Raw genomic sequence first — 12,270 nt, forward strand, 5'->3', positions numbered from 1 at the left:
CGATGGCGCGCACGCAGATCCTCCGCGCCGCCGCGGCTGCCGCCGCCTGCCTGACGGCGGGCGCGCATGCGCAGCCCCCGGCGGACACGCCACCGATGCTGGCGCCGCCGTCGATTCTGTCCGAATCGGCGGTCGGGGCGGCATACGCGACCCCGCCAAACCCCTCGGGGGCCTCCGGCTCCCCTCTGAGCATGCGGGCGGCCGTGGACCAGGCCGTCAACTGGCACCCGCTGCTGCGCAACGCGCGCGGTCAATTGCTGCAAGCCACCCAGGGCATTGAAACCGCCCGTTCCGGCTATTACCCCAATGTGTCGGCGGGCGTGAACGCCCGCAACAGCAACCACACCATCGGCGACACCGACAGCCGTCACGAACGGCGCGCCGAAATCCAGATCTCGCAGGTGCTGTACGACTTCGGCAAGGTCGGCAGTGAAGTCGATCAGGCCACGGCGGCCAGCGGCGCGGCGCGCGCCCAGGTGCTGCAGACCTTCGATCAGGTGATTCTCAACACCGCCGCCGCCTGGATCGAAGTCAGCCGCAACGAGGCGCTGCTCAAGGTGGCCCGGGAACAGGCCGAGGTGCTCGCCACCCTGTCCCAGCGCGTCCAGGAACGGGACGAAAAAGGCGCCGGCACGTCGTCGGACACGGCCCAGGCCCGGGCGCGCGTGGACGCGGCGCGGGCCGCCCTGCTGACGGCGCAGTCGCAGGTGCGGCTCTGGCGCACCACGCTGATGTACTGGACAGGCTCGGCCACGCCGCCCGGGATCACCGGGGCGCCTGCGCCCGCTCTGGCAGGCGCCTGTCGGGCAGGCGCCGCCGCCTTGACGGTGGGCGGCGCCGAAGCCACCCTGCAGTCCTCGGCGGCAGTTCAGCTCGCCCAGGCGCAACTGGAAGTGGCGCGCGCCGGCCTGGCGCTGGCCGACGCGCAGATGAAGCCGACACTGTCGCTCACCGGTTCGACGGGGCGGCGGTTGGGCGGCAGCGACGGCCGGGATGACGGGCGCAATCTGGACGCCTCGATCATGCTGAATTTCTCGGTGCCCCTGTACCAGGGCGGACGGCTGCAGTCGGGCCGCCAGGCGGCCGGCTACGGCGTGGGCGCGGCCCGGGCCGCACTGGACCAGGCCCGGCTCAACACGAGCCAGGGCTGGGAAAGCGCCACGCTGCAATGGCTGAAGTTTTCCGGGCGCCTGGACGTGCAGGCGGCGCGCCAGAAGAACATGGACATCACCCGCACCCTGTACCGCGACCAGTATCTGCAACTGGGCACCCGGTCTCTGCTGGATCTGCTCAACGCCGAGCAGGAATACTATGCCTCCCTGAACGACCAGATCGAAAGCGAGCACGAGATGGTCCGCCTGGACGCGGAATGCCTGTACTACACGGGCCGCCTGCGCGACGCCTTCGAGACGGGCGGCGCAGTGGCGCGGACCGTGGCCGCACCGGATACGCTGCAATGACCGGACCGCTGTCCTTGCCCCGTGCGACGCCGTCGCCCGCCGATCCCGGCTCCGACCGCCTGCCGCAGCCGCTGGCCGGCTGGCTCGATGCCGTGCTGGCCGTGGCAGGGCACTACCGCCTGGACGTCTCGCGCGAACGCCTGCGCGTCGCCCTCAGTTGGAACGATCCCCGCGCGCTGCAACGCGGCGTGCGCGAGGCCGCCCGCCAGGCGGGCCTGCGCCTGCGCTGGGTCGAACCGCGGCTCGACGGCCTGAGCGCCTGGCGCCTGCCGCTGGCCGTGCAATTGCGCGACGGCCAGGTGGCCGTGATCGTGGCGGTCGCGCCCGACGGCCTGCGCCTGAGCCTCAGCGGCGACCAGGGGCTTGAAAGCACGATCCCGGCGGACGAACTGCGCGCGGCCGTGACCGCCATGGCGGTGATGCGGCCGGTGGGCGCCACGCCGGATTCACGGGTCGACGACTATTTCAAGCCGGTCGAACAGCACTGGCTGCGCAGCATCGTGTTCGCCGACCTGCGGCCCTACGTGCACGTGATGATCGCCTCGCTGGTCGCCAATCTGATGGCGCTGGCGGGCATCCTCTTTTCGATGCAGGTGTACGACCGCGTCATCCCGGCGCAGTCTCAACCCACGCTGTACGTGCTGTTTTCCGGCGTGATGCTGGCCCTGGCCTTTGCCTGGTTCATGCAGAACGCCCGCCGCCACATCATCGACGTGGTCGGCAAACGGTCCGACCTGCGGGTGTCCGACCGCGTCTTCGGTCACGCCCTGCGCATCCGCAACACGGCCCGCCCCAAGGCGACGGGCACCTTCGTGGGACAGATCCGCGAACTGGAGCCGGTGCGCGACATGCTGACTTCGACGACGGTGGCGGCCATCGCCGACCTGCCGTTCTTCCTGGTGTTCTGCTTCATCTTCTGGACCATCGCCGGCAGCCTCGTCTGGATTCCCCTGGCGGCCTTCGCGCTGCTGATGCTGCCCAGCCTGCTGGCCCAGAAACGCCTGCGGGCGCTGGCCCAGGAAAGCATGCGCGAGTCGTCGCTGCGCAGTTCCATGCTGGTCGAGGCCGTGCAAGGCATCGAAGACATCAAGCTGCTGCAGGCCGAACCCAGCTTCCAGAACCGCTGGAACCATTACAACGCCGTCGACGCCGACTCGAATCTGCGCATGCGCGAACTGCTGCACCGGCTGGGCAACTGGATTCAGACCGTGCAGGGCGGCGCCTTCGCCGTCGTGGTGTTCTTCGGCGCCCCCATGGTCATGGCGGGCGAGATCAGCACCGGCGTGCTGGTCGCCGCGTCGATCCTGTCCTCGCGCATGCTGGCGCCCCTGGCGGGCGTGGCCCAGGTGCTGAACCGCTGGCAGCAGGCCCGTGTCGCCACCGAGGCGCTCGATGGGCTCATGCAACTGCCGGTGGATCACGCCGGCGCCGGCACGCGGGTGCAGCGCCCCGTGCTGGAAGGCCGCTACGCACTGCGCCAGGCGCTGTTCAGCTACGACGGCACCGTGCCGGCGCTGCGGGTGGGCGCGCTGTCCATCCAGCCGGGCGAGCGCATCGCCGTGCTGGGGCGCAACGGTTCGGGGAAATCGACCCTGCTGCAGGCCCTGTCGGGTCTGCTCGAACCGCAGATGGGGGCGATCCTGCTGGACGGCGTGGCGCTGGGCCACATCGACCCCGCCGACGTCCGCCGCGACGTGTCCCTGCTGACGCAGCACGCGCGCCTGTTCCACGGCACGCTGCGGGACAATCTGCGCCTGGGCGCGCCCCACGCCGCCGACGCGGACCTGGCCGCCGCGCTGCAGCAGGCCGGCGCCTGGTCCTTCGTGCAGCGCCTGCCGATGGGGCTGGATTACCCCGTGCAGGAAGGCGGGCTGGGCCTGTCCGGCGGACAGCGCCAGAGCCTGCTGCTGGCGCGGCTGCTGCTGCGCGACCCCCGCGTCCTGCTGCTGGACGAACCCACGGCTTCGCTCGATGACGCCACCGAACGCGAGGTCATCGGGCAATTGCGCGACCTGTCCCAGGGCCGCACCCTGGTGGTCGCCACCCACCGGCCGGCGCTGCTGGACATCGTGGACCGGATCATCGTCCTGAGCAGCGGCGCCGTCGCGCTGGACGGCCCGCGCGACGAAGTGCTGGCGACCCTGCGCCGCAAGCCGGACGCCGCCGCAGCGCCGCCCATGGACGCGCAGGCGAGCGCAACGGCGGTCCAGGAGTCGAGGTCATGACGGCGCCCGCCCCCCACACCGGCGGCCAGGCCGCCCTGCCGCCCCTGATCGTGCAGCCCGGCGCCGAACTGGCGCGGCTCGACGAGATCGACGACTTTCACGCCAGCGGCGCGATCCGGGTGACCTGGATCGTGGCCGCGTTCCTGGCAATTGTCTTCGCCTGGGCCTGGACCTTCTCCATCGACGAGGTCTCGACCGGCACCGGCAAGGTCATCCCCAGTTCCCGCGAGCAGGAAATCAAGTCGCTGGAAGGCGGCATCCTGTCGCAATTGAACGTGCAGGTGGGCGATCTCGTCGAAAAGGAGCAGGAACTGGCCCGGCTCGATCCCACGCGGGGCGAATCGCTGGTCGGCGAAACAGCAGCCCAGTATCGGGCGGCATTGGCCAGCCAGGCGCGCCTGCGCGCCGAGGTCGATGACCTGGAAACCATCGTGTTCCCGCCCGAACTGGATGAATATCTGCAATTGCGTGAAGAGCAGCTCGCGCTGTTCCGTTCGCGCCGGGACGGGCTGAAGAAGACGCTGAAGGGGCTGGACGACGCCCTGGGCCTGGTGCGCCGGGAAGTCGGCATCACCAGTTCCCTGGTGAAAACGGGCGCAGCCAGCACGGTGGAGTTGATCCGCCTGCAGCGCCAGCAGGCCGACCTGGAACTGAAGATCACCGAGACCCGCTCCCACTACATCGTGCAAAGCCGCCAGGAACTGGCCCAGGTCGGCGCGCAGGTCAAGTCCCTGTCCTCGGTCGTGCGCGGGCGCGAAGACACGCTCAACCGCACGCTGCTGCGCTCGCCGGTGCGGGGCATCGTCAAGCGCGTGGACGTCACCACCCTGGGCGGCGTGGTGCCGCCCAACGGCGCGGTCATGACCATCGTGCCGCTGGATTCCCAGTTGCTGGTCGAGGCGCGCATCTCACCCCGGGACATCGCCTTCATCCACCCTGACCAGGAGGCGCTGGTGAAGGTGACGGCCTACGACTACGCCATCTACGGCGGGCTGCCGGGCCGCGTCGTGACGATCTCCCCCGACACGGTGCGCGACGAAGTCCGGCCCGAGATCGTGTACTACCCGGTCTACGTGCGCACGGAATCGAACGCGCTGGTCAACCAGGCGGGACGGGAATTCCCCATCGTGCCGGGGATGATCACCACGGCGGACATCCGTACGGGCGACAAGACCGTCTGGGATTATTTGACGAAACCGTTCAACAAGGCGCGCGAGGCGCTGCGTGAACGCTGACACAGGAAATCTTATGAAGACCACAGACCGAGCCCTTTTCGCCGTCACGCGCGCCATCGCCGCGGCCGCCGCCCTGTCGGCCGCCGCCTGGGCGCACGCCGCCCCGCACGACCCGGCCAGCAACCCCGAGAAGCTGAATTACTCGAACATCAAAATGGACACCCCCGACTACGACGTGCCCTTCCAGCGCGAAGGCAGGTTTTCCGACCCGTCGGTGCTGCGGCAAATCGCCCCCGGCCTGCCCGTCGCCGACGTCACCCGCATCCTGGGCCAGCCGCTGGACCGCACCTCCGGGTCCAAGGGCGAGGAGTGGGACTACCACCTGAGATTGCGCATGCCGGAATCTGAAAACTACCTAGTGTGCCAGTACAAAGTGGTGATCGACAGCGCGCAAAAGGTCAAGGAAAGCGTGTGGCGCCGCCACCAGTGCCTGGACATCGTCGAGGGCACGGCGCCCCGGTGAACCGGGGCTTCCGTGGCCTGGAAGGACCATTTCGAGGATAACCTCGAAATGGTTCTCCGCCCGTCATCAAACGTGTGTGGCGGAGCAGACTACCCGCGCACCTGGACCAGCAGATCGTCCAGCCAGGACAGCATGGTGTCGATTTCTTCGGTCGTGACGTTCAGGGCCGGCATGAAGCGCAGCAGGTTGCCGCGCGGGGCATTCAGCAGCAGACCTTCCGGCGCGCGGTCGCGTGCAGCCTGGACCAGCGCCGGGCCGTCGTCTCGGTCCATCACCAGCGCGCGCAGCAGGCCCTGGCCGCGTTCGCCGTGCATGCCCCACTTGTCCGACAGCGCCGTCAGGCCGGCCGACAGGTGCTGCCCCCGGGCGTTGACTTCGTCCAGGAAGCCCGGCGCCGTCATCACGTCGAAGATCGCCGCGCCCACCGCCGTCATCAGCGGGTTGCCGTTGTACGTGCCGCCCTGGTCGCCGTGCTCGAAGCAGCAGACGGCCTCGCGCGCGCACAGCGCCGACAGCGGCACGCCGCCGCCGATGCCCTTGCCCAGCGTCATGATGTCGGGCTCGATGCCGGCGTGCTGGTAAGCGTACAGCCGGCCGGTGCGGCCCATGCCGGTCTGCACCTCGTCCACGATCAGCAGCAGGCCTTTTTCACGGGTCAGCGCGCGCAGCGCCTGCAGGAATTCGCGGGTGGCGGGGATGACGCCGGCCTCGCCCTGGACCGGCTCCAGCATCACGGCGACCGTCTGATCGTCGATCAGGGCGCGCACCGAATCCAGGTCGTTCAGGTCCGCCTTGGGAAAGCCGTCGACCTGCGGCGCAAACTTCTTGTCCCAGCCGGGCTTGCCCGAGGCCGACATGGTGGCCAGGGTGCGGCCGTGGAAGCTGTGATCGAACGTGATGATCTTGTAGGCGCCCTGGCGGTGCAGCTGGCCCCACTTGCGGGCGAGCTTGATCGCGCCCTCGTTGGCCTCGGCCCCGCTGTTGGCAAAGAACACGCGATCGAAGCAGGATGATTCCACGAGGCGGCGGGCCAGGTCGATGGACGGCTGGTTGTAGAAGGCCGGCGACGGATTGATCAGCCACTGCGACTGGCGGGCCAGCGCATCGATCATGGCGGGGTGATTGTGGCCCAGGCAGTTCACCGCCCAGCCCTGAATGAAGTCCAGATAGCGTTTGCCATTGTGGTCTTCCAGCCAGGAACCCTGGCCTCGGACGAACACCAGCTCCGGACGCGAGGTGATTTCCATCAGGGCGTTCAGCCCGGCGCGATCGATCGACATGAGTGCGTTTTCCTGAAAAATAGGTTCCCTGCAGTATGCATACCGCAAACCGCTATTCTAAGACGGACGCAGGGTTTCCCGGACCCTGGCGGCCCACCGCCCCCCAAACAGATTCACCACCAGTCCGATCAGCACCACACCGCCGCCCAGCCACTGCCAAAAACCCAGTTTTTCGCCCAGGAACCAGTCGGCGCACAGCAGCCCCACCACCGGCACCAGCAGGCTGAGCGGCGCGACCCGGGCGACCGGGTGACGGGCCAGCAGCCGCCCCCACAAGACATAGCCGATCAGGGTCGCCACCCCGGACAGGTAGGCCACCGCCGCGGCCGCGCGCCAACTCATGTGGGCCAGGCTGTCCACCATCCGATCCGGCCCCTCGAACAGGGCCGACAGCAACAGGAACGGAATGGGCGGCAACAGAGCGCCCCACACCACCATCGACAGCATGCGCACCGAGCCCGCGCCTTTCAGCACCACATTGCCTGCGGCCCAACTGACGGCCGCCGCCAAAGTCAGCAGAAAACCGATCATCGGCACCGTCGTCTCGCCGCCCGCGCCCAGATCCAGCAAGGCCAGCCCGGCGGCGGCCAGGCCGATGCCCAGCACGTGGTGCGGACGGATGGCCTCGTGCAGCACCAGGGCGGCAATCAGCACCGTGAAAAAAGCCTGCGCCTGCAGCACCAGGGACGCCAGGCCGGCCGGCATGCCCAGGGAGATCGCCAGGAACAGGAAGACGAACTGCCCCAGGCAGATGGTCACCCCGTAACCGACGACATAACGCCAGTGCACTTTCGGCCGGGGCACGAAGAACACCGCGGGAAAGGCCACGAACAGAAAGCGCAGACCGCCCAGCAGCAGCGGCGGGATCTCGTCCACGCCGACCTTGATGACCACGAAATTGGCGCCCCACACCACGATGACGACCAGCGCGGCCAGAATGTCTTTCAAGGGCATGGGATCTCCTGCGGGATGCGGCGGGATACGCGCACGCATGCGCGCGGGCTCCCGTGAATCCTGCATGCTACGGCATTTCAAGCCCGCACGAACGGGGCAAAGCAGCGGGCACACGTCGCCTGAACAGCGCCGCGCCGCCGGTGATCCGGCATTCCCGTTTTAGAATGTCCCTCTTTCCCCGTCATCGGCAGATTTTCATGCGCCCGGCCATCCACAGCCTGTACAGCTACCCCATCAAATCCTGCGCCGGCATCGCCCACCAGCGCGTCCGCGTCACCGGATCCGGTCTGGATTTCGACCGGCACTGGGTCATCGTCAATGCCCAAGGCATCTTCATGACCCAGCGCCAGCACCCTCGCATGGTGCTGATCCGCCCCGAACCCGCCGTGGACGGCCTGTGGCTGCGCGCGCCCGGCCAGGCCGACTGCTTCGTGCCGCCCCCGCCCGCGCAGTCCGAGGCTGTTTCGGTCGCCATCTGGGGCACGGACACCCTGGGCGCCGACCAGGGCGACGAGGCCGCCGCATGGCTGAGCGCCTTCATCGGCGAGCCCTGCCGCCTGCTGCACCTGCATCCCCAGGCGCACCGCCTGGCCAGCCTGCCGCACGTCACCCGCTGGATCCAGACCCACCCCGACTGGCCCGATTCGTTCCTGCCGGTCGAGCGGCACGCCTTCGCCTTTGCCGACGGCTTTCCTTTCCTGATCACCAACCAGCGCTCATTGGAAGAACTGAACGGCCAACTGGCCGGGCAGGACGTCGCGCCGGTGGACATGATCCGCTTTCGCCCCAACATCGTGCTCCAGGGCCTGGAGCCTTACGACGAGGACCACCTGGCCGGGTTCCGCACGGGCGACGCCGGCTTCGCCTTCGTCAAGGCCTGCGCCCGTTGCCCCATCCCCAACGTCGATCCGCAGACCGGCGGCACGGCGGCCGAACCAGGCCGGACCCTGGCGCGGCACCGGCAGTTCGAGCAAGGCGTGCTGTTCGGCATGAACGCCGTCGCCGCCCTGCCGGCGGGCGAAACCTGGCTTCAGGTGGGCGACGCCATCGAGCCGGAATACGATTTTTGATTTTTTGCCGCCGAGCCGCGAGGCGGGCTTCAGTACAAATCCAGTTGCACCGGCTGCGGCCGCTCGTCCGCGACCGCCGGCTCCAGCTTGCTAACGCGCACGCCCAGCAGCCGCAGGCGCCGCTCCAAAGGCACCCGCTTCAGACACTGCCCGGCGGCCCGGTGAATGGCCTCGGCGTCCCCGACCGCCGCGTCCAGCGTCAGGTCGCGGGTCACCACCTGGAAATCGTCGAAGCGCAGCTTGATGCCCACGGTCGCCCCGCGCACCCCCTTGCGCGCCAGGTCTTGCGCCAGGCGCTCGCATAGATCGCGGAATATCTGCGACAGCAGCGGCCGATCCCGGCGTACGTGCAGATCCCGCTCGAACGTCGTTTCCCGGCTGATCGACTTGGGTTCGGACTGCGTCACCACCGGCCGGTCGTCGATGCCGTGCGCCACGTCCAGCAGCCATTGCGCCGTGCCCAGCCCGAAATGCCGCTGCAACAAGGCCGGCGCGGTCTGCGCCAGCTGGCCGACGGTCTCGATGCCCAGTTCCTGCAGCTTGCGCGTGGCCTTGGGGCCGATGCCGTTGACTTTGGAGGCCGGCAGCGGCCAGATGCGCCGCTCCAGATCGCCCGGTCCGATCAAGGTGATGCCGTCGGGCTTGTCCAGGTCGGACGCGATCTTGGACAACAGCTTGTTCGGAGAGATGCCGATGGAACAACTCAACCCGGTGGCCCCGCGCACTGCCTGCTTCAAGGCGCGGGCCAGCTCGGCGGAGTCCTGTGGCAGATCCGTCAGATCGATGTAGATCTCGTCGATGCCGCGATCCTCGATGCAGGGCGCGATCGACGCCACGGCGGCCTTGAACAGCCGGGAATAGTGGCGATACGCCGGGAAATCCACCGGCAGCAGCACCGCGTCGGGCGCCAGGCGCGCGGCCTTCATCATACCCATGGCCGAATGCACGCCCAACGCGCGCGCCTCGTAGGTGGCCGTCGTGATCACCCCGCGCCCGACATAGTCCCGCAAGTGGAGATATTCCCCATCCTCGGGCCGTGAACCGCCCCCGCCGATCACCACCGGCAGGCCGCGCAATTCCGGATGGCGCAGCAATTCCACGGACGCGTAGAACGCGTCCATGTCCAGATGCGCGATACGGCGGACGGAGGGTTCGGCGGACATGAGCTTGGCGTGAGTCTGGGTCAATCTGTCTGGAGCGAAGTCACCCTGCTATACTAGCCGTCCTAAAAGATATATTTTAAATGAATCTATAACCATGCCCTTACTAAGGGCATTCCCCGCACGCGAGGATCCCATGGAAGCCGCAACCCTGAAACGTTCTTCCCAGAAAACCGCCACCCTGCGCCTGGTCGGCCTGCGCAGCCCATCCTGCGCCGACACGGTGGACCGCGCCCTGGCCGCAGTCCCCGGCGTCTCCCAGGTCACGGTGTCCCTGGCCGACGAAAAGGCCACCATCACCTTCGACACCGCCCAGGTCTCCGTCCAGCGCCTGCAAGTCGCCGTCCAGGACGCCGGCTACGAGGCCCTGAAACCAGCCCACGGCGAAGACGGCAACTGCTGCGGAGGGTGTGGGGGATGATTCCGGACGGCGGACAGCCCCTGCGGGCTGTCTGCCGCCGGAATCATCCGAGCCACCTGCAAGCGGCAATCACACCTCGCCCGCCAACTCCGTCCCCGCACGGGGCGCGCGCCGGTACGAGTAGTGCATGAACACCAGCGACACGCAGACCGTGCCGTAAAGCAGCATGAAGGCACTGGAATAGATCCCCGTCATGTCCAGCAGCGCGCCGAACAGGATCGGCAGGATGAACCCGCCCAGGCCGCCGGCCAGTCCCACCACCCCGGACACCGCGCCGATGTTGTCCGAATAATCGTCGCTGATGAACTTGAAGACCGAGGCCTTGCCGATCGCCATCGCCACCCCGACCACGAACAGCAGGATCGTGAACGCGGTCGAATTCAAACCGATGTTCAGCGACACCGGTCCCTGCAGCGTCTGAATCGTCATCTGCGTCTGCGGGTAGGACAACAAAAAGAAGCACACCCAGCAGACCCACATCACCCACCACGTCACCGCGTAGGCGCCGAACCGGTCGGAAAACCAGCCGCCCAACGCGCGCAACACACCACCTGGCAGCGAGAACACCATCGCCAGGAACGCCGCCAGCGTCAGGTCAAAGCCATATTCGGCCACATAGTATTTGGTGATCCACAGCGCCAGCGCCACATAGCCGCCGAAGACCACCGAGTAATACTGGCAGTAGCGCCACACGCGCGGGTCCTTCAGCACGCTCATCTGCTCGCGCAGGCCGGTCGCGGAGGACACGCGGTGCGCCGGGTCCGAATGGCTGAACAGCCAGAACAGCACGGCGGTGCCCAGCATCAGGGCCGCGTAGGCCCGGGGCAGCATCGTCCAGCCGAATGCGCCGATGACGAGCGGCGCCACGAACATGTTCAAGGCAGACCCGGAATTGCCGGCGCCAAACACCCCCATGGCGAAACCTCGGCGCTCCGGCGCGAACCAGCGCGCCACGTAAGGCGTGCCCACCGAAAACGTCCCGCCCGCCAGGCCGACGAACAGCGCCAGGATCAGGAACTGGGCATAGGTGGTCGCATACGACATCAGATACAGCGGCGGCACGCAGACCAGCAGCACCAGCGCAAACACCGGCCGGCCGCCGAAGCGATCCGTCAGCATGCCCAGCGGCACGCGCACCAGGGAGCCGGTCAGCACCGGTGTCGCGATCAGCAGGCCAAACTGTGTCTCGCTCAGGCTCAACTCGGTCTTGAGCGGCACGCCCAGGACGGAAAACATCGTCCACACGGCAAAACAGACGGTAAAGGCGAACGTGCTGGAAAACAGCACGGACAGGGCCCGGCGCGAAGCGGGCGCAGACACGGTATTCGATGACATGGATGATCTCCCGTTGCAGGGCGCAGAGCCCTTGAGATCATCATACCCACACACGCCGCAAGGCCATATGACCCAGGTCAGACCCATGTGCAAACAAAACGCCCCGGTGCGGCAGCCCGTTCAGGGCCGCCGCACCGGGGCGCATTCGTCAGACGGAGCCAGGCAGGCTTAGGCCACCGTCAGCGTCACGTCCACATTGTTGCGCGTGGCATTGGAGTACGGGCACACCCCGTGGGCCTTTTGCACCAGGCCTTCCAGCGTGGCGCGATCCACGCCGGGGGCGGAAATCTTCAGTTCCACCGCAATGCCGAAACCAGCGGGGATGAGGCCGATGCCCACGGCGCCGGACACTTCGGTCGTGTCGGGCAAAGCCACGCCGTCCTTGCCGGCGACCAGCTTCAGCGCGCCCAGGAAGCAGGCCGAATAACCCGCCGCGAACAGTTGCTCGGGGTTGGTGCCGTCGCCGCCGCCGCCGCCCAATTCCTTCGGCGTGGACAGCTTGATGGCCAGGCGGCCGTCGGACGACTTGGCGCTGCCTTCGCGACCGCCCGTGGCCGAGGCATGGGCCGTGTAGAGAACGTTTTCGACTGTCATGCTTGGACTCCTTGTGGTGCGATTCCAGGGAGGCTGCCGGCACCACGATCGGCGGCATCCCGTAAACGGGCCG

Annotated in this window: 11 protein-coding genes; 6 read left to right on the top strand and 5 right to left on the bottom strand. The window is 67.9% G+C overall.

Features of this window, described 5'->3' with window-relative positions; all coding sequences use genetic code 11:
* Positions 1-2 precede the first annotated feature (2 nt).
* The 4 genes from ACFO0J_RS12895 to ACFO0J_RS12910 are packed head-to-tail and all read left to right on the top strand — an operon-like array spanning position 3 to position 5,383.
* Positions 3-1,460 carry a TolC family outer membrane protein gene (locus ACFO0J_RS12895; protein WP_376813489.1) on the top strand — a complete coding sequence of 486 codons (1,458 nt, stop codon included), beginning with the start codon at positions 3-5 and terminating at the stop codon, positions 1,458-1,460.
* On the top strand, positions 1,457-3,685 hold the full coding sequence (locus ACFO0J_RS12900) for a type I secretion system permease/ATPase (protein WP_376813490.1): 2,229 nt from the start codon (positions 1,457-1,459) through the stop codon (positions 3,683-3,685). The genes ACFO0J_RS12895 and ACFO0J_RS12900 overlap by 4 nt, the downstream gene beginning before the upstream one ends.
* Positions 3,682-4,920 (top strand): HlyD family efflux transporter periplasmic adaptor subunit, encoded by a 1,239-nt coding sequence (locus tag ACFO0J_RS12905; protein ID WP_376813491.1) that lies wholly within the window; start codon positions 3,682-3,684, stop codon positions 4,918-4,920. Before ACFO0J_RS12900 ends, ACFO0J_RS12905 begins: the two co-directional genes overlap by 4 nt.
* Positions 4,921-4,933: 13 nt before the next feature.
* Positions 4,934-5,383, top strand: coding sequence for a hypothetical protein (locus tag ACFO0J_RS12910; RefSeq protein ID WP_376813492.1), 450 nt, complete (start codon positions 4,934-4,936; stop codon positions 5,381-5,383).
* Positions 5,384-5,472: 89 nt separating this feature from the next.
* Here ACFO0J_RS12910 and ACFO0J_RS12915 read toward each other — a convergent pair whose 3' ends face one another.
* Both ACFO0J_RS12915 and ACFO0J_RS12920 read right to left on the bottom strand, forming a co-directional pair.
* On the bottom strand, positions 5,473-6,663 hold the full coding sequence (locus ACFO0J_RS12915; RefSeq protein ID WP_376813493.1) for an acetylornithine transaminase: 1,191 nt from the start codon (positions 6,661-6,663) through the stop codon (positions 5,473-5,475).
* Between the two features lie 57 nt (positions 6,664-6,720).
* On the bottom strand, positions 6,721-7,617 hold the full coding sequence (locus tag ACFO0J_RS12920) for an EamA family transporter (RefSeq protein WP_376813494.1): 897 nt from the start codon (positions 7,615-7,617) through the stop codon (positions 6,721-6,723).
* Positions 7,618-7,814: 197 nt separating this feature from the next.
* Between ACFO0J_RS12920 and ACFO0J_RS12925 the strand changes: the two genes are divergently transcribed.
* Positions 7,815-8,687, top strand: a complete 873-nt coding sequence (locus tag ACFO0J_RS12925) for an MOSC domain-containing protein (RefSeq protein WP_376813495.1) — start codon at positions 7,815-7,817, stop codon at positions 8,685-8,687.
* 29 nt (positions 8,688-8,716) lie between these two features.
* On the opposite strand, the gene dinB is transcribed toward ACFO0J_RS12925, so the two are convergent.
* Complete coding sequence (gene dinB / locus ACFO0J_RS12930; protein ID WP_376813496.1) at positions 8,717-9,850, bottom strand: DNA polymerase IV; 1,134 nt, start codon at positions 9,848-9,850, stop codon at positions 8,717-8,719.
* A gap of 133 nt (positions 9,851-9,983) precedes the next feature.
* Between dinB and ACFO0J_RS12935 the strand changes: the two genes are divergently transcribed.
* A complete protein-coding gene (locus ACFO0J_RS12935) occupies positions 9,984-10,268 on the top strand; it encodes a heavy-metal-associated domain-containing protein (protein ID WP_376813497.1) in 285 nt (94 codons plus the stop codon).
* A gap of 69 nt (positions 10,269-10,337) precedes the next feature.
* Here ACFO0J_RS12935 and ACFO0J_RS12940 read toward each other — a convergent pair whose 3' ends face one another.
* Together ACFO0J_RS12940 and ACFO0J_RS12945 are read right to left on the bottom strand one after the other, a co-directional pair.
* Positions 10,338-11,603 (bottom strand): MFS transporter, encoded by a 1,266-nt coding sequence (locus ACFO0J_RS12940; RefSeq protein ID WP_376813498.1) that lies wholly within the window; start codon positions 11,601-11,603, stop codon positions 10,338-10,340.
* A 168-nt stretch (positions 11,604-11,771) separates the two neighbouring features.
* Complete coding sequence (locus tag ACFO0J_RS12945; protein WP_376813499.1) at positions 11,772-12,197, bottom strand: organic hydroperoxide resistance protein; 426 nt, start codon at positions 12,195-12,197, stop codon at positions 11,772-11,774.
* Positions 12,198-12,270: the final 73 nt, after the last annotated feature.

The organism is Castellaniella hirudinis (assembly GCF_042651965.1).
Lineage (GTDB): Bacteria > Pseudomonadota > Gammaproteobacteria > Burkholderiales > Burkholderiaceae_B > Castellaniella > Castellaniella hirudinis.